24 protein-coding genes and 1 other RNA gene are annotated in these 20,891 nt (G+C 61.6%); 11 read left to right on the top strand and 14 right to left on the bottom strand.

Translation table 11 applies throughout. From position 1 onward, the window contains the following. Positions 1-86: 86 nt before the first annotated feature. The 6 genes from rpsA to gyrA all read right to left on the bottom strand — a co-directional run bounded on the left by rpsA (position 87) and on the right by gyrA (position 10,029). Complete coding sequence (gene rpsA / locus ARADN35_RS0121125) at positions 87-1,772, bottom strand: 30S ribosomal protein S1 (RefSeq protein ID WP_010465748.1); 1,686 nt, start codon at positions 1,770-1,772, stop codon at positions 87-89. 209 nt (positions 1,773-1,981) lie between these two features. Beyond that, positions 1,982-4,024, bottom strand: a complete 2,043-nt coding sequence (locus ARADN35_RS0121120) for a bifunctional 3-phosphoshikimate 1-carboxyvinyltransferase/cytidylate kinase (RefSeq protein WP_010465747.1) — start codon at positions 4,022-4,024, stop codon at positions 1,982-1,984. A gap of 50 nt (positions 4,025-4,074) precedes the next feature. Next, a complete protein-coding gene (locus tag ARADN35_RS0121115; RefSeq protein ID WP_010465746.1) occupies positions 4,075-4,959 on the bottom strand; it encodes a prephenate dehydrogenase in 885 nt (294 codons plus the stop codon). A 12-nt stretch (positions 4,960-4,971) separates the two neighbouring features. Then, positions 4,972-6,069 carry a prephenate dehydratase gene (gene pheA, locus ARADN35_RS0121110; RefSeq protein WP_010465745.1) on the bottom strand — a complete coding sequence of 366 codons (1,098 nt, stop codon included), beginning with the start codon at positions 6,067-6,069 and terminating at the stop codon, positions 4,972-4,974. Positions 6,070-6,137: 68 nt separating this feature from the next. Further along, positions 6,138-7,247, bottom strand: coding sequence for a 3-phosphoserine/phosphohydroxythreonine transaminase (gene serC / locus ARADN35_RS0121105; protein ID WP_010465744.1), 1,110 nt, complete (start codon positions 7,245-7,247; stop codon positions 6,138-6,140). Positions 7,248-7,356: 109 nt separating this feature from the next. Next, positions 7,357-10,029, bottom strand: a complete 2,673-nt coding sequence (gene gyrA / locus ARADN35_RS0121100) for a DNA gyrase subunit A (RefSeq protein ID WP_010465743.1) — start codon at positions 10,027-10,029, stop codon at positions 7,357-7,359. A gap of 224 nt (positions 10,030-10,253) precedes the next feature. Between gyrA and ompA the strand changes: the two genes are divergently transcribed. The 4 genes from ompA to ssrA all read left to right on the top strand — a co-directional run bounded on the left by ompA (position 10,254) and on the right by ssrA (position 12,774). After that, positions 10,254-10,895 (top strand): outer membrane protein OmpA, encoded by a 642-nt coding sequence (ompA, locus tag ARADN35_RS0121095; protein WP_029414265.1) that lies wholly within the window; start codon positions 10,254-10,256, stop codon positions 10,893-10,895. Between the two features lie 92 nt (positions 10,896-10,987). Then, a complete protein-coding gene (gene ubiG, locus ARADN35_RS0121090; RefSeq protein WP_010465738.1) occupies positions 10,988-11,698 on the top strand; it encodes a bifunctional 2-polyprenyl-6-hydroxyphenol methylase/3-demethylubiquinol 3-O-methyltransferase UbiG in 711 nt (236 codons plus the stop codon). An 11-nt stretch (positions 11,699-11,709) separates the two neighbouring features. Then, the gene (locus ARADN35_RS0121085) at positions 11,710-12,375 is read left to right on the top strand and encodes an HAD family hydrolase (RefSeq protein ID WP_010465737.1); all 666 of its coding nucleotides are present in this window, start codon (positions 11,710-11,712) and stop codon (positions 12,373-12,375) included. A gap of 12 nt (positions 12,376-12,387) precedes the next feature. Next, positions 12,388-12,774, top strand: a transfer-messenger RNA (tmRNA) gene (gene ssrA, locus ARADN35_RS27535). Positions 12,775-12,886: 112 nt separating this feature from the next. Here the strand turns inward: ssrA and ARADN35_RS0121080 are convergent. From ARADN35_RS0121080 to ARADN35_RS0121060, 5 genes are all read right to left on the bottom strand, one after another. Continuing rightward, positions 12,887-14,068: a site-specific integrase gene (locus tag ARADN35_RS0121080; RefSeq protein WP_029414264.1), complete on the bottom strand. Its 1,182-nt coding sequence runs from the start codon at positions 14,066-14,068 to the stop codon at positions 12,887-12,889. Then, positions 14,029-14,289 carry a hypothetical protein gene (locus ARADN35_RS0121075; RefSeq protein WP_029414263.1) on the bottom strand — a complete coding sequence of 87 codons (261 nt, stop codon included), beginning with the start codon at positions 14,287-14,289 and terminating at the stop codon, positions 14,029-14,031. Before ARADN35_RS0121075 ends, ARADN35_RS0121080 begins: the two co-directional genes overlap by 40 nt. Before the next feature lie 111 nt (positions 14,290-14,400). Then, a complete protein-coding gene (locus ARADN35_RS28720) occupies positions 14,401-14,532 on the bottom strand; it encodes a hypothetical protein (protein ID WP_258070079.1) in 132 nt (43 codons plus the stop codon). A 36-nt stretch (positions 14,533-14,568) separates the two neighbouring features. Further along, positions 14,569-14,862: a hypothetical protein gene (locus tag ARADN35_RS0121065; RefSeq protein WP_010465730.1), complete on the bottom strand. Its 294-nt coding sequence runs from the start codon at positions 14,860-14,862 to the stop codon at positions 14,569-14,571. Next, positions 14,859-15,470, bottom strand: a complete 612-nt coding sequence (locus ARADN35_RS0121060; protein WP_139019222.1) for a hypothetical protein — start codon at positions 15,468-15,470, stop codon at positions 14,859-14,861. The genes ARADN35_RS0121065 and ARADN35_RS0121060 overlap by 4 nt, the downstream gene beginning before the upstream one ends. A 39-nt stretch (positions 15,471-15,509) precedes the next feature. Here ARADN35_RS0121060 and ARADN35_RS0121055 point away from each other — a divergent pair, with 39 nt between their 5' ends. The 7 genes from ARADN35_RS0121055 to ARADN35_RS28715 all read left to right on the top strand — a co-directional run bounded on the left by ARADN35_RS0121055 (position 15,510) and on the right by ARADN35_RS28715 (position 18,580). Then, positions 15,510-15,950, top strand: a complete 441-nt coding sequence (locus ARADN35_RS0121055; protein WP_029414262.1) for a discoidin domain-containing protein — start codon at positions 15,510-15,512, stop codon at positions 15,948-15,950. Further along, entirely contained in the window at positions 15,947-16,579 is a 633-nt protein-coding gene (locus ARADN35_RS28605; RefSeq protein ID WP_010465725.1) for a hypothetical protein, read from the top strand. The genes ARADN35_RS0121055 and ARADN35_RS28605 overlap by 4 nt, the downstream gene beginning before the upstream one ends. Next, the gene (locus ARADN35_RS0121045; protein ID WP_010465723.1) at positions 16,576-16,845 is read left to right on the top strand and encodes a holin; all 270 of its coding nucleotides are present in this window, start codon (positions 16,576-16,578) and stop codon (positions 16,843-16,845) included. The genes ARADN35_RS28605 and ARADN35_RS0121045 overlap by 4 nt, the downstream gene beginning before the upstream one ends. Beyond that, positions 16,842-17,468, top strand: a complete 627-nt coding sequence (locus ARADN35_RS0121040) for a glycoside hydrolase family 108 protein (RefSeq protein WP_010465721.1) — start codon at positions 16,842-16,844, stop codon at positions 17,466-17,468. The genes ARADN35_RS0121045 and ARADN35_RS0121040 overlap by 4 nt, the downstream gene beginning before the upstream one ends. Next, complete coding sequence (locus tag ARADN35_RS0121035; protein ID WP_010465719.1) at positions 17,465-17,830, top strand: hypothetical protein; 366 nt, start codon at positions 17,465-17,467, stop codon at positions 17,828-17,830. The genes ARADN35_RS0121040 and ARADN35_RS0121035 overlap by 4 nt, the downstream gene beginning before the upstream one ends. Continuing rightward, a complete protein-coding gene (locus ARADN35_RS0121030) occupies positions 17,827-18,102 on the top strand; it encodes a hypothetical protein (RefSeq protein ID WP_029414260.1) in 276 nt (91 codons plus the stop codon). The genes ARADN35_RS0121035 and ARADN35_RS0121030 overlap by 4 nt, the downstream gene beginning before the upstream one ends. 355 nt (positions 18,103-18,457) lie before the next feature. After that, positions 18,458-18,580: a hypothetical protein gene (locus ARADN35_RS28715; protein ID WP_010465715.1), complete on the top strand. Its 123-nt coding sequence runs from the start codon at positions 18,458-18,460 to the stop codon at positions 18,578-18,580. A gap of 280 nt (positions 18,581-18,860) precedes the next feature. On the opposite strand, the gene ARADN35_RS0121020 is transcribed toward ARADN35_RS28715, so the two are convergent. The 3 genes from ARADN35_RS0121020 to ARADN35_RS0121010 are packed head-to-tail and all read right to left on the bottom strand — an operon-like array spanning position 18,861 to position 20,698. Continuing rightward, positions 18,861-19,340, bottom strand: coding sequence for a hypothetical protein (locus ARADN35_RS0121020; RefSeq protein WP_010465713.1), 480 nt, complete (start codon positions 19,338-19,340; stop codon positions 18,861-18,863). A gap of 10 nt (positions 19,341-19,350) precedes the next feature. Continuing rightward, positions 19,351-19,671: an STAS-like domain-containing protein gene (locus tag ARADN35_RS0121015; RefSeq protein WP_010465711.1), complete on the bottom strand. Its 321-nt coding sequence runs from the start codon at positions 19,669-19,671 to the stop codon at positions 19,351-19,353. Between the two features lies 1 nt (position 19,672). Beyond that, positions 19,673-20,698 carry an ATP-binding protein gene (locus ARADN35_RS0121010; RefSeq protein ID WP_139019221.1) on the bottom strand — a complete coding sequence of 342 codons (1,026 nt, stop codon included), beginning with the start codon at positions 20,696-20,698 and terminating at the stop codon, positions 19,673-19,675. Positions 20,699-20,891 lie beyond the last annotated feature (193 nt).

The following is a 20,891-nucleotide window of genomic DNA, read 5'->3' as shown; positions in this document are numbered from 1 at the left end:
TAGGCGGACTGCGGTTGGCAGGTCTTTGCTGAAAAAAGAGCGGGCGCCGAGGCGCCCGCTGTCTGACCGTTTAACGGGTCAGCGCTTTACTTTTCCGAGTTGTCCAGCTTGGCGCGCAGCAGGGCGCCCAGGCTGGTCGTGCCGGCGCTTTCGCGGCTGGACTGTTGGCTCAGGTTGGCCATGGCGCCTTGTTCGTCAGCCATGTCCTTTTGCTTGATCGACAGCTGGATGTTGCGGGTCTTGCGATCCACATTGACCACCACAGCGGTGACTTCGTCGCCTTCCTTGAGCACGTTGCGGGCATCTTCCACGCGGTCGCGGGAGATTTCCGAAGCGCGCAGGTAGCCCACGATGTCTTCGCCGAGGTCGATTTCAGCGCCACGGGCGTCCACGGTCTTGACCTTGCCGGTCACCGTCTGGCCCTTGTCGTTCACGGTCACGAAGGTCGTGAATGGGTCGCCGTCGAGCTGCTTGATGCCCAGCGAGATGCGTTCACGGTCCACGTCCACGGCCAGCACGATGGCTTCCACTTCCTGGCCCTTCTTGTAGTTACGAACCGCGGCTTCGCCGGCTTCGTTCCACGACAGGTCGGACAAGTGCACCAGGCCGTCGATGCCGGCAGCCAGGCCCACGAACACGCCAAAGTCGGTGATCGACTTGATAGGACCCTTGACGCGGTCGCCGCGCTTCGTGTCCTGTGCGAATTCTTGCCATGGGTTGGCCTTGCACTGCTTCATGCCCAGGCTGATGCGGCGCTTGTCTTCGTCGATTTCCAGAACCATGACTTCGACTTCGTCGCCCAGCGAAACCAGCTTGGCGGGAGCGATGTTCTTGTTGGTCCAGTCCATTTCGGAGACGTGCACCAGGCCTTCGATGCCGGGTTCGAGTTCCACGAATGCGCCGTAGTCGGCGATGTTCGTGATCTTGCCGAACAGGCGGGTCGATTGTGGGTAGCGGCGGTTCACGCCCATCCATGGGTCGTCGCCCATTTGCTTCAGACCCAGCGAGACACGGTTCTTTTCGGTGTCGAACTTCAGGATCTTGGCCGTGATTTCCTGACCAGCCGTCACCACTTCGGAAGGGTGACGCACGCGGCGCCATGCCATGTCGGTGATGTGCAGCAGGCCGTCGATGCCGCCCAGGTCCACGAACGCACCGTATTCGGTGATGTTCTTGACCACGCCTTGAACGATGGAGCCTTCCTTCAGGGTTTCCATCAGCTTGGCGCGCTCTTCGCCCATGGAGGCTTCCACCACAGCGCGGCGGCTCAGCACCACGTTGTTGCGCTTGCGGTCCAGCTTGATGACCTTGAATTCCATGGTCTTGTTTTCGTACGGCGTCAGATCCTTGATCGGACGCGTATCGATCAGCGAGCCGGGCAGGAATGCGCGGATGCCGTTGACCAGGACGGTCAGGCCGCCCTTGACCTTGCCGCTGGTCGTGCCAGTGACGAATTCGCCGGATTCGAGGGCCTTTTCCAGGCTCATCCACGAAGCCAGACGCTTGGCCGTGTCGCGCGACAGGATGGTGTCGCCGTAGCCGTTTTCGATGGAACCAATGGCCACCGACACGAAGTCACCCACTTGGACTTCGACTTCACCCTTGTCGTTCTTGAACTCTTCCAGCGGCACGTAGGCTTCGGACTTGAGTCCAGCGTTCACGACCACGAAGTTGTGCTCGACGCGCACGACTTCAGCGGTGATGACTTCGCCTGGGCGCATTTCCGTGCGCGTCAAAGATTCTTCAAAAAGGGCGGCAAAAGATTCGGACATGTGTTTCCTTGCCACAAACAGGATTCCGGGAGCACTATTGCTACCGTTTTTATAGCTGCTTGCGGTGGTTTTTTGCGGTAGAACCGCGGGTTAGGTTATCGATCCACACAACCTGTGCGCTGGCGCGCGAGAGGGGTTGCGTGGGCCTGTTGCAGGGCCTTTCAGCCTTGCTTGCGGAGCCCCGTTTTTGACGAAAGGCCCCACACGTTTCAACCTTGCGCAGACCCTGCGAAAGGTTGGCGCTCCTGCCACCAGGCCAGCACCTGCTCGACGGCTTCATCAATCGTCAAGGTGGAGTTGTCCAGGACCAGAGCGTCCTGCGCGGGCTTGAGAGGAGCGACGCTGCGGGTACTGTCCCGGGCGTCGCGCGCTTCCAGATCTGCGCGAAGGTCTTCGATACTAGCCGAAAAACCCTTTGAAATCAACTGTTTATAACGCCGCTCGGCGCGACACGCCGCGCTGGCCGTCAAATACACCTTGAGAGGGGCCTCTGGAAAGATCACCGTGCCCATGTCGCGGCCGTCGGCCACCAGCCCGGGCAAGCGCCGGAAGCTGTGTTGCAGGTCTACCAGGGCCTCGCGCACAGCGGGCAGGGCGGAGACGCGGGACGCGTTCATGCCGGCCTCCTCGGTACGAATGGCTTCCGTCACATCGTCGCTGCCCAGCCACACCCGGCCGTTTTCGAAGCGCACGGGCAGCGTCTGGGCCATGGCCGCAATGCGGGCTTCGTGGGCCGCATCGATGGCCAGGCCGGCGCGCAGGGCGGCCAACGCGGTGATACGGTACATCGCGCCCGAATCCAAAAACCGGTAGCCCAGGCGCTGTGCGACAGCGGCTGCCACGGTGCCCTTGCCTGAGGCCGTGGGGCCGTCAATGCAGATCACTGGGATGTGGTCCGTGGCAGCTTTTGCCACCGAGAACAGGGCTTCAAAGTAGTCAGGGAAGGTCTTGGCCACGCATTTGGGATCTTCGATGCGCACGGGCAGGCCTGCCGGGTTGAAGGCTGCCAGCGAGAAACACATGGCCACGCGGTGGTCGTCGTAGGTGTGGATGCTGGCGGGTTTCCAGTCGGCCCTTTGCGCGGGCGGGGTCACGCGGATGAAATCCGCGCCCTCTTCGACCTTGGCGCCGAGCTTGCGCAGCTCGTTGGCCATGGCGGCGATGCGGTCGGTCTCCTTCACACGCCAGCTGGCGATGTTGCGCAGGGTGGTGGTTCCCTCGGCATACAGCGCCATCACGGCCAGGGTCATGGCGGCATCGGGGATGTGGTTGCAGTCCAGGTCGATGGCCTTGAGCGGCCAGCCCTGGCCAGGCTCGCCCCGCTGGATGTGCAGCCAGTTGGGGCCGCCGGTGATCACGGCGCCCATGGCACGGGCCGCTTCGACAAAGCGGATGTCACCCTGGATCGACTCCAGGCCCACGCCCTGAATTTTGATGCCTTTTTGGCCGCTAGCGCTTGATGTGATTGCGCCAAGCGCTATGAAATAGCTAGCGGACGAGGCGTCGGCCTCGACATGGATGGCGCCTGGCGACTGGTAGCGGCTGCCCGCTGCAATCGTGAACCGCTGCCAGTTCTGGTGCTCGACCACGATGCCAAAGCGTGCGAGCAACTGGAGCGTGATCGCGATGTAGGGCTTGGAAATCAGCTCTCCCACCACATCGATCACGATGTTCTGGGAGCCAGCCGCCAGGGGCAGTGCCATGAGCAGGGCGGTGAGGAACTGGCTTGACACATCGCCGCGCACGCGGATGGGGGTGGCGAGCGCCAAGGCGGGCACACCGTCGGCGTGGGCGATGCGCAGCGGCGGGTAGCCGTCGTTGCCCAGGTAGTCGATCTGGCAGCCGAGCTGGCGCAGCGCGTCCACCAGGTCGCCGATAGGGCGTTCGTGCATGCGCGGGACGCCAGACAGCTCGAATTCGCCCCCCAGCAAGGCCAGCGCGGCCGTGAGGGGGCGCATGGCGGTGCCGGCGTTGCCCATGAAGAGCTGGGCTGGCGATTGGGGTGCGCGGCCGCCCAGGCCTGTGATGTGCACGGTGCTGCCCGCTTCATCCACCGTGCAGCCGATCTGGCGCAGCGCATCAAGCATCACGCGGGTGTCGTCGGACGCCAGCAGGTCGTGCACGGTGGTGGTGCCGTTGCTCAGCGCGGCCAGCAGCAGCACACGGTTGGAGATGCTCTTGGAGCCGGGCAGGTGGACTTCGCCTCCGGCAGCGTCAAGCGCAGGAAGGTCGAGGAAGGCGGTGCTGAACATGGGGGCTAGGGAGCAGGTGGTGCGCGCTGGCGCAGCAGTGGGTGGGCGGGTCAGCGCTGTTTGGAGGTTCTTTGGGCCCCCATGCGCCAGTGGGCACGGGTCTCGCTGGCCAGGGTCAGCATGTCTTCCAGCGCCTGGGCATCGCCCTTTTGCATGGCCTGCTCCAGGGTGTGCAGCGCCTGCTGGAACAGCTTGGACTGGGCGATCAGCTCTTCGCGGTTGGACAGCAGGATATCGCGCCACACCTTGGGGTCACTGGCGGCGATGCGCGTGAAGTCGCGGAAACCCGGGCCCGCCAGCGACAGGAAGTCGTCACCGTGTGCCTGGCCCGTGATGCTGTTCATCATGGCGAACGCCAGCACATGGGGCAGGTGGCTGACGGCCGCGAAAGCTGCATCGTGCGACTCGGGCGACATGCTGGAGACGCGGCTGCCCAGCGCTGTCCAGATCTCCTGGGCTTTCTGCAGCTGTGCGGTGAAGGTGCGCTCGGTGGGGGTCAGGATGACCTGGCGCCCGCTGTAGAGATCGGCCTCGGCATGTTCCACGCCCGAAACTTCGCGTCCTGTGATGGGGTGTGCGGGCACAAAGGAGCCCACCTGGTCGCGCAAGGCGCGGCGCGCGGCCTGCACCACGTCGGCCTTGGTGGAGCCCACGTCCATGATCAGCATCTGGGGGGTGACCAGGTGCTTGATGGCCTTGAGCGTGGCTTCGGTGGCGGCCACGGGCACGGCCACCAGCACGATGTCTGCACCGGCCACGGCCAGCAAGGCGGAGGGGGCCTCGACATCGATCACACCCATTTGGCGGGCGCGGTCGGTGGTGGAAGGCGACTTGCTGTAGCCCACCACACGCTTGACGAGGCCGGCCTTCTTCATGGCCAGCGCAAACGAGCCGCCCATGAGCCCGCAGCCGATCAATCCCAATTGTTCAAACATGGCGGCGGCTCCTTACGAGGACACGGGGTAGGTTCCCAGGACCTTGTAGAACGCGCACAGGCTGCGCAGTTCTTCCAGGGCCCGTGCCACGTGGGGCTGGGCGGGGTGGCCGTCGAGGTCGATGTAGAAGTAATACTCCCACTGGCCCGTGCGTGCGGGGCGCGATTCAAAACGCGTCATCGACACGCCATGTGTTTTGAGCGGCACGAGCAGGTCATGCACGGCGCCGGGCTGGTTGGGCACCGAGACGACCAGGCTGGTGCAGTCCTTGCCCGAGGGCGGTGGCGTCTGCAGCGTGTGGGGCAGGCAGATGATGGCAAAACGCGTGCGGTTGTACGCGTCGTCCTGGATGGCGTGGGCGACGATATGCAGGCCAAATTGTGTGGCAGCACGTTCGCTCGACAGCCCGGCCCAGGCCGGGTTGGTGGTGGCCAGCCGGGCACCTTCGGCGTTGCTCGATACGGGGCGGCGCTCGGCATGCGGCAGGTGCTTGGTCAACCACGCCTGGCATTGGGCCAGCGCTTGCGGGTGGGCCAGCACCACCTCGATGCCGTCCAGCGAGTTGCTGGTGCGCAGCAGGTTGTGGCGCACCAGCAGGCTGACTTCACCCACCACATGGGTGGGGGTGTGCAGGAACAGGTCGAGCGAGCGGGTCACCACGCCTTCGGTGGAATTCTCTACCCCCACCACGCCGTACTGGGCGCTGCCAGCCGCGGTGGCGTGGAACACCTCGTCGAAGTTGGCGCAGTACATCAGGTCGGCCGCGCCGCCAAAGAATTCGATGGCGGCCTGCTCGCAGAAAGTGCCTTCGGGGCCGAGCACGGCCACGCGCTGGGGCGATTCAAGCGCCAGGCAGGCGGACATGATTTCGCGCCAGATGGCGGCCACGTGGGGCCCCTTGAGCGGGCCAGGGTTGGCCGTCTGGATCTTCTCGATCACCTGCGCCACGCGGTCAGGGCGAAAGAATGGCGTGCCTTCGCGCTTTTTCACTTCGCCTACCTGCTCTGCCACCAGCGCCCGCTGGTTCAGCAGCGTCAGTAGTTGCTGGTCGATGGAGTCGATCTGCACGCGCAGGCTGGCGAGGTCGGGTGAGGCTTGCGGAGTGTTCATGAATGGGGAAATGTCTTCTTGCTGCGGGGCTGTTTTTTGGCCGGTGTGTCGCCAGCGTTCACGCCTTCTCAGGCGTGTTTTTGCTCAAATTCTCGCATGTAGTCCACCAGTGTCTGCACACCCGCCAGCGGCATGGCGTTGTAGATGCTGGCACGCATGCCACCCACGGACTTGTGGCCCTTGAGTTGCAACAGGCCGCGTTCCTTGGCGCCGGCCAGGAAGGCGTCATTGCGGCTTTCGTCGCGCAGGAAGAAGGGGACGTTCATGCGCGAGCGGCAGTTGGCCGCCACCTTGTTCACATACAGCTGCGAGCTGTCGATGGCGCCGTAGAGAAGCTCGGCCTTGGCCACGTTGCGCTGCTCCATGGCTTCGACGCCGCTCAACGCCCCTTCGGTCTGGCGCTTGAGCCACTGGAAGGTCAGGCCCGCAACGTAGATGCCCCAAGTGGGGGGGGTGTTGTACATCGACTGGTTCTCTGCCACCACGCGGTAGTCAAACGCGCTGGGGCAGGCGGGCAGGGCATGGCCCAGCAGGTCTTCGCGCACGATCACCAGCGTAAGGCCGGCAGGCCCCAGGTTCTTCTGCGCACCGCCAAAGGCCAGCCCGACACGCGACCAGTCCACCGGCCGCGATGCGACATGGGACGAAAAATCAATGACCAGGGGGGCATCGGTGCCCAGCGCCTTCAGGTCGGGCAGCTGGTGGAACTCGGTGCCATTGATGGTCTCGTTGCTGCAGAGGTGCAGGTAGCTAGCGCCCCGGCTGACCGTCCAGGAGGCCGGGTCGGGCAGGGTGGTGAAGCCGGTGTCTTCTGCGGAGGCCACGATGTTCACTTCGGACGCGTATTTGCGAGCTTCCTTCTGCGACTTCTGGCTCCAGCTGCCGGTCACCACAAAATCGACCACGCCAGCGCGCGAGAGATTGAGCGGGACGATGGCGTTCTCGGCCAGGCCACCGCCTTGCATGAACAGGATCTTGAAATGCGAGGGCACGGCCAGAAGTGCACGCAGATCAGCTTCTGCCTGTTCGTAGATGGACAGGAACTCCTTGCCCCGGTGGCTCATTTCCATCACGCCCATGCCGCTGCCATGCCAATCCAGCATCTCGGCAGCTGCCTGCTCCAGGACTTCGGTGGGTATGGCGGCCGGGCCGGCCGAGAAGTTGTACGGGCGTGTCATGTTTTTTGAATCAAAAAGGCTGCTGGCGCTTATTGGGTAAGCGCCAGCAGCTTCAGTTTTAATAGCATACTGGGTGCGGAACCATGGGCGCCGCACCCGCCGGGCTGGCTCAGGCGTCTGGTGTTTCCGGGGTGTCTGCGGCTGGCGGGGCTTCGCCGTCGGAGGTGCCTTCACCATCAGCTTCGGGGTCGGCCACGTTGGCATCGTTTTCAACAATGCGCTGCAGGCCGCTGAGCTTGGAGCCTTCGTCCAGCGCGATCAGCGTCACGCCCTGCGTGGCGCGGCCCAGTTCCCGGATCTCGGAGACCCGGGTGCGCACCAGCACGCCCTTGTCGGTGATCAGCATGATCTCGTCGTCCGCATGCACCAGCGTGGCGGCCACCACCTTGCCATTGCGCTCGCTTTGCTGGATGGCGATCATGCCCTTGGTGCCACGGCCGTGGCGGGTGTATTCGACGATGCTGGTGCGCTTGCCGTAGCCGTTCTCGGTGGCGGTGAGCACGCTTTGCGTTTCATCCTCAGCCACCAGCATGGCGATCACGCTCTGGCCATCTTCCAGCATCATGCCGCGCACGCCGCGGGCCTGGCGACCCAGGGGGCGCACGTCGTTTTCGTCGAAGCGCACCGCCTTGCCGCCGTCGCTGAACAGCATCACGTCGTGCTGGCCATCGGTCAGCGCCGCGCCGATCAGGTAGTCGCCATCGTCCAGGTTGACGGCGATGATGCCGCCCTTGCGCGGGTTGCTGAATTCATCGAGCGCCGTTTTCTTCACGGTGCCCATGCTGGTGCCCATAAAGACATAGCGATCTGCCGGGAAGGTGCGCATGTCGCCCGTGAGCGGCAGCACCACATTGATCTTTTCGCCGTCCTGCAGCGGGAACATGTTGACGATGGGGCGGCCCCGCGAGCCGCGCGAGCCAGCAGGCACTTCCCAGACCTTGAGCCAGTACAGGCGGCCGCGGTTCGAGAAGCACAGGATGTAGTCGTGCGTATTGGCGATGAAGAGCTGATCGATCCAGTCGTCTTCCTTGGTCGCCGTGGCCTGTTTGCCGCGGCCACCGCGTTTTTGCGCGCGGTACTCGGACAAAGGCTGGCTCTTGATATAGCCCGTGTGGCTGAGCGTGACCACCATGTCGGTGGGGGTGATCAGGTCTTCGGTGGAGAGGTCCTGTGCGCTGTATTCGACGATGCTGCGGCGGGCACCCAGCTTGTGCTGGCCGAATTCCGTCTTGATCGAGGTAAGTTCGTCGCCGATGATGACCGATACGCGCTCGGGCTTCGCCAGGATGTCCAGCAGGTCTTCGATGACCGCCATGACTTCCTTGTACTCGGCCACGATCTTGTCCTGCTCCAGGCCAGTCAGGCGCTGCAGGCGCATCTGCAGGATTTCCTGGGCCTGCGTTTCCGACAGGCGGTACAGGCCGTCCTGGCCCATGCCAAGTTCCTTTTCCAGGCCGTCGGGCCGGTAGTCGTCGGCGTTGACCACGCCGCCGTCAGCACGGGTGCGGGTTAGCATCTCGCGCACCAGCTTGCTGTCCCACGGGCGGGCCATCAGCTCGGCCTTAGCCACTGGCGGGGTGGGGGCGTTGCGGATGATGGCGATGAAGTCGTCGATGTTGGCCAGGGCCACGGCCAGGCCTTCGAGCACATGGCCGCGGTCGCGCGCCTTGCGCAGCTCGAACACCGTGCGGCGGGTGACAACCTCGCGGCGGTGTTGCAGGAAGACGCTGATCAAGTCGCGCAGGTTGCACAGGCGGGGCTGGCCGTCGATCAGCGCCACCATGTTCATGCCGAAGGTGTCCTGCAGCTGCGTCTGCTTGTACAGGTTGTTGAGCACCACCTCGGGCACTTCGCCGCGCTTGAGTTCGATCACCAGGCGCATGCCCGACTTGTCGGACTCATCCTGGATGTGGCTGATGCCTTCGATCTTCTTCTCGTGCACCAGCTCGGCCATGCGCTCCTGCAGCGTCTTCTTGTTGACCTGGTAGGGCAGCTCATCCACGATGATCGCTTGGCGCTGTCCGCGATCAATGTCCTCGAAGTGGCACTTGGCACGCATGATCACGCGCCCGCGCCCTGTGCGGTAGCCGTCCTTCACGCCATTGATGCCGTAGATGATGCCGGCGGTGGGGAAGTCAGGTGCCGGGATGATCTCCATCAACTCGTCGATAGATACATCCGGGTTGCGCAGCATGTGCAGGCAGGCATCCACCACTTCATTGAGGTTGTGCGGCGGGATGTTGGTGGCCATGCCCACTGCAATACCGGCCGATCCATTCACCAGCAGATTGGGGAGTTTGCTGGGCAATACCAGCGGCTCCTTTTCGCTGCCGTCATAGTTGGGGCCGAAATCGACCGTTTCCTTGTCGATATCGCCCAGCATTTCATGCGCGATTTTGGCCAGGCGGATTTCGGTATACCGCATTGCAGCAGCGTTATCTCCATCCACTGAGCCGAAATTTCCCTGGCCGTCTACCAGCATGTGGCGCAGCGAAAAATCCTGCGCCATTCGCACGATGGTGTCGTAGACAGCAGAATCACCGTGGGGGTGGTATTTACCAATCACGTCGCCCACGATACGGGCCGACTTTTTATAGGGTCGGTTCCAGTCGTTGTTGAGCTCGTGCATCGCAAAAAGTACGCGGCGGTGCACAGGCTTCAAGCCATCGCGCGCGTCGGGCAGGGCCCGGCCCACGATCACGCTCATCGCGTAATCAAGGTAACTGCGCCGCATCTCTTCTTCGAGGCTGATCGGCAGGGTTTCTTTGGCAAACTGGGTCATTGGGGACGGCGGTGGCGGCGAAGGAGAACCATTTTAGAGGTAAGACCGTGTAGCGACCACGCAACATATCGAAGCAATTCCGGTTTTGTCCTACGGGCCCCAGGTGGGTGCCCCCGCTTTTGCCCTGTTACGTATGGCACAATCGTTTGAACGCTTTGGGTGATGGTCACTCCAAGCGTCCTGATTCGCAGCGCGGCTGCGGCTTTTTCCCCAAGAGGAGAACCATGAAGAAACTGAACAAAGTGGCGATGTTGTTTGCCTCTGCAGCGCTCGCAACCGCCGCTGGCGCACAAACCGTTGACAACTGGAGAGATGCTTCTGGCCAACTGGTCTGGAAGAACGGCACCAACGAATACTGCTGGCGCAATGCCAACTGGACGCCTGCAACGGCTGCTCCAGGTTGCGATGGCGCTATCGCTGCTCCAGCTCCTGCTGCCGCCGCTCCAGCTGCCACCCCAGCTCCTGCTGCCGCTGCTCCAGCCCCAGCTGCTCCAGCACCCGCTGTGGCCACCAAGGTGACCTACGCCGCTGACGCATTCTTCGACTTCGACAAGTCGGTGCTGAAGCCAGAAGGCAAGGCCAAGCTGGATGACCTGGTCTCCAAGGTCAAGGACATCAACCTGGAAGTGATCATTGCCGTGGGTCACACTGACTCCGTGGGCTCCGATGCTTACAACCAGAAGCTGTCGGTGCGTCGTTCCGAAGCCGTGAAGGCTTACTTGGTGTCCAAGGGCATCGAAAAGAACCGCGTTTACACCGAAGGCAAGGGTGAAAAGCAACCCGTCGCCGACAACAAGACTGCCGAAGGCCGTGCGAAGAACCGTCGCGTGGAAATCGAAGTGGTTGGTACCCGCGCTTCCAAGTAATCCTCGGATTGCTTCACAAAAAAGCCCCGGTAACGGGGCTTTTTTGCGTTTGGGGTTTTATCCATTGTCTTGCGTCGTGGAGAATCAGCGACATGAGTGAAACTGTTAATGCAGACCCGGCCGAACTGGCCAAGTTCTCGGAGTTGGCCCATCGCTGGTGGGACCCTGAAAGTGAATTTCGCCCTTTGCACCAGATCAACCCGTTGCGACTTGATTGGATCAATGCGCAGTGCAACTTGTCGGGCAAACGCGTACTGGACGTCGGCTGCGGTGGTGGCATCCTGGCTGATTCCATGGCGTGGAAGGGCGCGGATGTGACCGGTATTGACCTGGCCTCCAAGGCCCTGCGAGTGGCGCAGTTGCATGCGCTGGAGGCCCAAACCACCCACATCCAGTACCGGGAAGTCAGTGTGGAGGCGCTTGCCAAAGAACAGCCAGCCAGTTTTGACGTGGTGACCTGCATGGAAATGCTGGAACACGTGCCTGACCCGGCGTCTGTGGTGCGTGCCTGCGCTGAACTGGTGAAGCCGGGCGGATGGGTGTTTTTTTCCACCATTCATCGCAACGCCAAGGCTTTTATGTTGGCCATCGTGGGCGCCGAATATGTCTTGAACATGCTACCTCGTGGAACACACGAATACGCCAAAATGATTCGGCCCAGCGAACTGGCGGCCAGTTGTCGCGGTGCGGGCCTCAATGTTCAGAGCACCAGGGGCCTGGAGTACAACCCTCTCACGCGGCGTTACTGGCTGAGTGACGACACCAGCGTGAACTACCTATTTGCCACCCGCCGCACTGCCTGACACCGAAAGCTATGTTTCAAAATATTCGCGCGGTGCTGTTTGATCTGGATGGAACGCTGATTGACAGTGCCCCAGATTTAGGTGCTGCTGCTGACAAGATGCGGACGGACCGGGGCTTGCCATCCCTGCCACTGGCGCGGTATCGCCCTATGGCGGGGGCTGGTGCCCGCGGCATGTTGGGTGAGGCATTTGGCATGGCGCCCGACCATCCAGAATTTTTAACCATGCGCGAGGAGTTCTTCGTGAACTACGAGTTGCGCATGACAGAGCACACCAGCATTTTTGAAGGAGTGCCAGAACTGGTGTCCCAGATCCTGCAGCGCAAGCTTGCATGGGGTGTCGTCACCAACAAGGCGGCCCGTTTTACCGATCCCCTGACCCGTGCGATCCCATTGTTTGCGACCGCAGGAGCCGTGGTCAGTGGAGACACCACTCCTCATGCAAAACCCCATCCTGCCCCTTTGCTAGAAGCGGCATCCCGCTTGAAAATTGAACCCGGCCAGTGCATCTACGTAGGCGACGATGAGCGCGACATTGTGGCGGGCCTCGCTGCGGGCATGGGGACTGTTGCGGCAACCTACGGATATCTGGGGGCCAAGACGAACCCGATGGAATGGGGTGCCCACGCGGCAATTAAATCTCCGTCCGAGCTCTTGCAATTGCTCGGGACCGCCTAAAATAGAAGTTCTGGGGCTGTCCTGGTTTCGACGTGGGTTCGGAATCGGTGTGGTGCATGTCGAGCTTGAGTCACGCTCGTAAATCTCGATTTAAAAAACTAACTGCAAACGACGAACGTTTCGCACTCGCTGCTTAATTGCCAGTGAGCCTTGCAACAGTTGGCCGATGGGCTGGGCAAGGGGGTTCTGAGTAATCAGCGCCTCCCGGCTGCAAGGATAATTACATGGGCTGGCTCTGATCCGGGTACCTTGGGTTGGGGCAAGAAAATAGGGTACTGGCGGCCTGTGTAGCGTGCGACTGCGCGACACAGGTAGCGAGATTCAAATCAGACCGCTAAACATGTAGATCTGCCCGATGAAGGCTTACGGACGCGGGTTCAATTCCCGCCAGCTCCACCATACAAGACACCGCCACACACTGGAAACCCCAGTCTGTGGCGGTTTTTCTTTGCCCTGAAGTGTCTGGCGGGGTGCTGAAATTCACACCGAAATCACACCGAATTCACACCGGTCAGGAATTTCCCGCAATGCGCAATTCCGGCTTCGGCTTCTGGTAGTCCTCTCGGATGAAGCGGCCGTAGGTCCGGAAAACCATCTCCACATCCTCATGGCCAAGCTGCGCGGCGACATACCAGGGGTTGTGCCCGTCCATGAGCAGGGTTGATGCGTAGGTGTGCCGGACTTGGTACGGGTTGCGGTAGTCCACCCCAGAACGTGTGCACACAGGAAGCCAAAAGGTCTTTCGCACCTGGGCATCAGTAGTCCATGGCTTTCCATCCCGGGGGTTGAGCCAGATTCGGGCGCCCTTTGCCTCAGACAATGGCCGCTGGACCTGCAGCGCGGCGATCGCGCTGGTGTCGAGGTCTACGTCGCGGATGCCGGCCGCCGTCTTCGGCGCTTTGATGACCCCGGCCACCTGGTTGATTTCGATGCGCGCCACCTTCCTTTCCCAGTCGATGTGTCGCCATTCCAGTGCCTGTAGCTCGCCGGGGCGCAGGCCGCTGCTGAACCAGAACTGGAGCATGGGCCGCTCGTCGGAGCGGCAGGCCTCCAGCAGCGCCGTGCGCTCTGCCGCGTTGAAGGGGTTCACTACGTAGTCGCTGGCCTTGGCCGTTTGGCGGATGAGCTTGGCGAGCGCGATGCGGTCGAACGGGTTGAAGTCGATCAGCTCATCGTTCAGCGCATCTTCAAACACGCTACGTAGCGGCGTCAGTGTGTTTCGGATCGCTTTGCTGGTGCAGTCCATCTCGGCGACCCATTCGCGCAGCATGCTGGGCGTCACGCCTCGGACCTGCAGGCCGTGCCACCTCCGCATGCGCGCGCCGTTGATGGCCTTGGCGTAGCCCCGGTAGGTCGAAGGCGACATTTTTTGATTCGAAACCTGGCGCTCGTACGTTTCGAGCTGCTGTTGCAGCAACTCCTCCATCAGCGTGCTGCTCTTTTCGGGCCCGGCAGCCCGGGGGCTCTCCGGGAAATAGGTCGCGTAGTCGAACGTCCCTTCCTTGATCTTGCGCCGGATCTCCTCCCGGAGGGATGCCGCGCGCTGCACGCTGGATTTATTGATGGGGCAGGGTGGCAGAAGCTCCCGGCATTGCTCGCCATTGAAGGTGAACGCAATCTGAAGCCGGTCCCCTGCGACGAATTGCCGGATCTTTACGCCCGACGGGGTTGGGGGAGTTGGTCGTTTATCCACTGGTCGGCCGCTTTGATATTGACGTAAAGGCGTCTGGCGACGACGGCAACCTGTTGCCCCTCTTTCCAGACCCCGCTTTTCTTCCGTTGCTTCACCGTTTCACGGGTGACGCCGGTCAGGTCCTGGTACTTTTTGGCCAGAACCCATTCGGGCTGCATCGCCAATGTGCTGTTGCCTGAGCTGGTCTCTGTATCGGGGTGTTTCTCAGCTGGAGGGGTCACGGTGTCTTTCTCCTGTGTTCTGCCACCTTGCGGGCTGCGCTCGCCTCGTGCAATTGGTTGGGCGGGGGGCTCATCCGGAGCACTGCCGGGCGAGCTTTTCGAAAGCTGAGGTCATGCATGCTTTTCCAGAGGGCTGGGCCAGTTTTCACAGGCGTGGTCCACCAGCTGCTTGGCGGATTCGAGGAGGTACGTGACTGCGTACAGCACGGCGTTGTCCATGTTGTGCTCGTTCAGGCGCTTCACGGTGGGGAGCACTATCGACAGAGCGCAGGAGATGTCTCATGCAATCCCGTTGGGGCCGCCCAGATCGGGCAGATCTGCCGCATCGCCAAAACGGTTCACTATGTCTTCAACGAGGATGCGGACCCCGCGCAATTCGTCTTCACCCGTGGCATCGATGCCAAGCTCCACTGTGTCCAAGGCGCTTTGGATGCGGTAGCTTGCCTGGTTGATGGCCTCACGCTGGGCGGACAAGTCGTCCACATTGCCGGTGGGTGCCGCAACTGGCGCAGGTGCTTTGCTCAGGCCTCTGGTCTTTGCCTGTGGAGCTGGTTTTCCAAGGACGGCGTTCATGCTGCACCTGCCTTTCCCTGAGCAAGGCGTCGCGCTTTCGCGGCCTCTCGACCTGCGCGCAGTCGGGCGGCAAGGGCGGCCTTCCGCTCTGCTTCGCGCTCAGACCAGGTAACTTGCAGCTCTTCATTGCGGTTGATTTGCGCTGTGAGCCAGGCAGGATTCAGTTGGCGGGACCCAACAGCAATCAGCGTTTCAATCACCTCCATGAATCCGCTGGCCACGTTGGCCACTTCGGCTTTTTGCATGTTCCCGTGGGAGTTCTCGCAACGTTCAAAGGCTTGGCGGATGATCTCGGTAAGCGGGAGCTTGGCAGATTTGTGAGCTCGAAAAAAATCCACCACCTCGCTGGCCATCCGCATGCCTTGCGCGCGGCCGGAGTAGTAGTCCATTGGCTGCGCATCAAAGAACACGCGTTGATAGCTTTGCTTGCGCGATCCCGCCTCGCGGGTGACTGCGTAGTGAAAGCTCAGCTCCGAGTATTCGCGCACTTCCCCGCTGGGTTCCGTGAAGGTGCGCGCGGCAGTTTCTGCATTTCGCCGAAGCTCCATCACGGTATCAATGTGGTGTGCGACTGCCGCAAGTGCATCTTTATCCAGAGGGCTGGGCACAGCAGGCTGGTACGCATCTGCTCTCGCGGCGTACGCGGCATGAACCGTGGCATGGCGCTGTCCGCACGCCGGGATCACTTCCGGTTCTGGGGCTTGCTTTTGCAATCGACCAACGGCGGGCCGGAATTCGGCATCACCGAAGTGGAGCTGCGCGCCACCGTGGGCGGTGCTGATGTCACCACGTCGAGCACGCCAGCCACAGCGACCAGCACGTTCGCTCCATTCACCGCCAGCCTGACGGTGGACAACAGTACCTCCACCTATTGGAGGTCCACCAGTCCAACGAACCAGCGGCTGGCGTACGACCTGGGCGCCCCCACCGTGATCCGGCAAGTTGCGATCTACCCCTACGCCGTCATTTCCTACAACCCAAACGCCTTCGTGATCCAGGGCTCGCACGACGGGGTGTCGTGGGTCAGCTTGCGTGAACTGACGGATCTGTTCTGGACCGCTGGCGTGCAAAGAACTTTCAGCCTATGACTGCTCAAATTTTCTTCATTGACACGGCGTCCGGTGAATATCCCGTGACGCTCGCCCAGATCCGTGCGGCCCACCCGCTGACGGTGTTCCCGGAGCCGTTCAACGAGGCGTTCGCGGTGTTCGCCCCTGTGGCCGCCGTCGCACAGCCTGAGCACAACGCGGCCACGCACAAGGCTGTGGAGCTTCAGCCCGTCGAGGCCAGTGGCGGATGGGCGCAGGCCTGGATGGTTGTGCCACTCGCTGCAGACGACATCGCCCAGGTGCGGGCGGGGCTGCTGGCTGCCCTGAATGCGGAGTACGAGCGCCGCATGCAGGTGATCGCCGGGGGCTACCCCTTGAGCGAGCGCGAGAGCTGGCATGTGCAGACGGCAGAGGCGCGAGCGCTGATCGCCGATGTGCACGCCCTCACGCCCTGGATCAACGGGGCTGCAGCCGCCCGGCAGATCGACCGCCTGGTGCTGGCCCAGCGCATCGCCGCCAAAGACGACCAGTACCGAGCCATACACGGTGCTCTCACGGGTGCGCGCCAGCGCATCGAGGACCAGATTGATACGGCAGGCGAGGACGCTCAGGCCCTGCAGCTGATTGACGTGCTGGCCGGGTGGCCAGGCCAGGAGGAAAACCAATGAAGACTGAAACGATTGAACAGGTCGGCGGCGCCGCCAACAAGGTGACTCTGGCTGGCGCGGGCATGACGGGCTGGGGCTGGCTCGCCTCGAATGAGTTCCTGGGCTTGGTGGGCGCACTCGTTGCCGTCGGCGGCCTGGTGGTCACCTGGTACTACAAGCGCGAGGCCAACAAACGCCACGCCGACGAGCACCGGCTGCGCATGGCCCGCCTGCGCCGTGGCATGGACAGCGATACGGACCTGGGCGAGCTGGGAGCCGAAGAATGAGCGCGCAGGGCGGCCAAGGGAAGGGCAAGGTGTGGGCCAGCCTGGGCGGCGCCGTCCTGGCCGTGGTGGCCGGGGTGTTCGCGGTCGAGGGCGGATACAGCAACAACCCAGCCGACCCGGGCGGCGAGACGAACCACGGCGTGACAGTGCAGGTGGCCCGGGACCACGGGTACACCGCCCCCATGCGCGAGCTGCCCAAGGAGTTCGCCCAACAGATCTACGTGCGCGACTACATCGAGCGGCCTAACTTCCACCGGGTCATCGAGCTTTCACCCGCCGTCGGCGAAAAGCTGGTGGACGCCGGGGTGAACGCCGGGCCCGGCCGGTCCGCGCGCTGGTTCCAGCAGTCGCTGAACCACCTTAGCCGGGGCGGCGCTGACTTCCGCCCGGTTGCGGTGGACGGCCAGCTTGGCGCTCAGTCCCTGGCCGCCTATCAAGCGTTGGAGCGCAAGCGGGGCAGGGTGAAGGCCTGCGAGCTGACGCTCAAGCTCTTTGACGCACAGCAGGGCGCCCACTACATGAGCCTGAACAAGCCCATGTTCATCGTCGGGTGGACAGACACTCGGCTGGGGAATGTGCCGCTGGCGCGTTGTGCTGAGTCCGTGCAAGCGGGGCGGCCATGAGCCCCGGGCAAATCCTCATCCTGGCCAGCCTGGCCGCGAATGCCGTGCTGGGCTGGGCCTACCTGGGCCAGCGCGACGAAACCGCCACGGCGCGGGCCGACCTGCGAGGCATGAAAGGGCAGCGCGACGGCGCCCGCCAGATGGCCAGCGAATGCAGCGACAGCGTGGACGACCTGCGCGAGATGGCCGACAAGCGGGCCCGCGAGGCGGAGCCAGCACGCTCCGTTGCGGCTGCCACGGCGAAGACGCACAACCAGCGCGCCGACACGATCCTATCGACTCCCGCACCCGTGCCGGGCGACTTGTGCGCCAGCGCGCTGGTCCGAGTGGACGAATGGCTTAAAGGGAGGGTGAAACCGTGAAATCCACTATTTTTTTGATAGCTTTAAGTGCATGCCTGTCGGGCTGCGAGACTGCACCACGCGTGGAAATACAGCGGGTGAACGTGGCCGTTCCCGTGGAGTGCAAGGAGCCAATCCCGGACCGGCCCGTGATGCCTACTGAGGCTCTGCGGCCGGGCGCCACGGTGGACCAGTTCACCCAGGCTGCCCAAGCGGAGATTGAACGTCGCGAGGGCTATGAGGTGCAGTTACGCACGGCGCTGGTGAACTGTGCGAAGCCCGTAGATCCTTGATTGGGAACATTCAAGCGCGTAGGTTTCGGTCGTGATAATGTTTGTTCAAGCAATTTCATGGAGTCAAGCGTGGGCGTTCAACGGATCTATGACAGGCTAGTCAAGCAGTGGGGGCGCGATCTCGCAAATGAAATATGGGCCAAGCGCGCAACGAGGCCACCTAAAAAAAAGCGCCTCACTAGATCTCGCAGGAAATCGGATGACATGCTCGATTCGCGTGCTCGCTTGCCGGGTGGTTTTGAAACTGGTGCTCGCCGGTAGTCACCGCTGACGAGCGGCTGGATTCATCCGAAGTCGAATAGGGCGGTGTGAGTGCGGAGTGCCGTTGTTTTGCCCAGTTGTGCAAACGCTCCGCATGCCCATCGATCAATTCGTCCAAACCGCCATCGCCCTCATGGGCCCGACTGCCATCTGGCTGTCGCAGAGCCGCAGCCAGCGGTTCCAGCGGTGGGCCTGCATCGTGGGGCTCATCAGTTAGCCGTTCTGGTTCTGGGCCGTGATGGAGAGTGGTCAGTGGGGTGCTGCAATGGTTCCCATCGCATGCGCCATAGCCTGGCTGAAATGCCTGTGGGTCCACTGGCTGGCGCCACGCCCCCTTACACGCGTCGGGCCGCTGGCACTGCCGCCGGAAAGTCGTTTGAAGTGATCGAGTTCGGCGTGGACGACGGAGTCTTAGTGAGAAGCCGACAGAAGAGGAGGAAAGGTGGGCGGTCGCCGGGCGGCTCGTGCCCACGCTTTATGCGTGCGGGGGCAACCCATCATGGATAGGTCAGTGCGAAGCCCGCTTCCAGTTGATCAATGAGCTGGTGAGTCCAATGTTCGATGTTGGATATCACCGAATCGGAATGGGCCCGCACAGGGCGAGTAGCGCTTTCGAAATCCCCGCCGGTAGCCGCGTCTTGCAGTTCACTCCAGGTGCCCTGAACTTCAAACTTTGGACAAGCCTTTTCAAGCCGCTCGACTCGCTGAGCAAGCCTGTATAGCTCGAACTTTATTTCCCGCTCAAGCTTCAACGATTCGGCGTCGCTGGGATCTTTGGTGTAGTAGGTCCGGGCTTTCACAAGAATTTCTGCAGCCATCTTGCAGCATGCATCGACTTCCGTCCGACGCTCTTTCCGAACTTCCCGTTGAGCGGCCTGCTTGGCCACAATCGACCAACCAAGAATTGTCAACAGCGGTGGAGCGAACGGGAGAAAGTCTTTTTGTAAGTCGCTTAGAGCCTGCCTAAGATCATCCATAGATGATCCATCACTCGGGACGTGCTTCTCGAATGTACTTCTCCACCTTCTCTCTGTAAGACCGAAGTGGTGAAACGATTTCGAACTTGCTCCCTAGGGCAGCGCTAGTGATGATTTTCTTTCTGACCAAGCCACCAAACGCTTCGTCTAGAAAAGAGCTGCCGAAACCAAACACTCCGGTGAGATCAACCACGACCTTGTCGTTCTCTCTTAACGCGGGCACGAGCAGCTCGTCCCGAAAGCGTTCGCCCGAAAAGGGGCCGTCCGTTACGAATCGGCCTGCCGGCGTCCGCGAAAAATCATTCGCAATACTTATTGTCCTGCTAGTCATATCAATCCTTCGCCGTTTTCAAGGACCAGAGCAGCAAGGTCCCTTCCATGGGCGTCGGGAGCGATGCTCTTTCTTCCCGATCTTTTCCTGAATCGCAGTGAAAAACGCCTTTGCGGCTAAAAATGGTCAGGCTTGAACCAGCCATCCGCTTGGTGGACTCTAGCATTTCCGGAAGACCCTTGCCTCTGTAACTTAACCGTGTCCGCGACTTGCCCCCCATGGCAGCATGGAGCATTCTTGCGTCAACTTTCTTCTTACCCCACGTCCACTTCCGTATCTGGTCTCGAACTCCAGGCTTTTCAAGAAGGGTGCCAGGGATGGAGCGGCCAGCATCGAGAATCGACACAAACACGCGGTCGTCACTGAATGACGCGAACATCCACCATCGCTTAGCGACCTCGTCATCGTAGGCGTGGTGGGTAACATTCGTGATCGCCTCCGCTATGCTGTCATACAGCCGCATTTGGTCCACCTCACCGAGCTTTGACTTTGCAGCCTCCATAAAGGGAACCATGACGCTTGCGTCTGCTGTCTCACCTTTGAAGAAGTACCAGCGCGTCACATCATCACTGTCTACCTTTTTACGCGGATTCAAGCCTAGACGCTCGAGCATACCGACACTCTGGAGCATCTGCTCCACTACATCGTCATGCGGATAAGCAGCGCTGAGTTGCTCTGGGTAGCTCATAACCCACGTCCTCACGTGAGACAGCAACAGGAGGACCCCGCACGGATGAAGCAGTTCGACATCTGAAAAGTCGATCCTGACCTTGTGCCCATCCAACAAATGCCCGGAGATTACTTGGGTAAACCTTCGAAAAATGCTTTGAGTCTCAGGGGATTGGGCAAATATCAAGTGGTTCGGCGGCTTAACCTGGAACAGCCGCGCCCGCCAGGGGCGGTTGGTAGTTTTGCGCCCTTTGCGCATACGACGTTGGATCGCCTTCCGCTCTTTCGCTGCCCGATACAAGGTGTAGCGTCTGAGGCGAAGCTGACGGTCTTTTTGTTTTGTTGATAGCTTTCTCACGTGACTCCCCTCCAAGTCACCATTACAGCATCTGGCTGGCGGAAATTGCTAGTGGGTCAGACCGGGTCTTTTGCGGCTCACAACTTCACCATGTTGCTCACTCTGCACATCATCAAGATCAAGTCCGGGGACTACCGCGCCCACGTGATGGAAGGGGCAGCACCTGGGCGACTACGAGGTCAGCTACAACTCA

The sequence above is a fragment of the Acidovorax radicis N35 genome (genome assembly GCF_000204195.1).
GTDB lineage: Bacteria > Pseudomonadota > Gammaproteobacteria > Burkholderiales > Burkholderiaceae_C > Acidovorax > Acidovorax radicis.
This window is presented reverse-complemented; position numbering and strand designations above follow the sequence as displayed.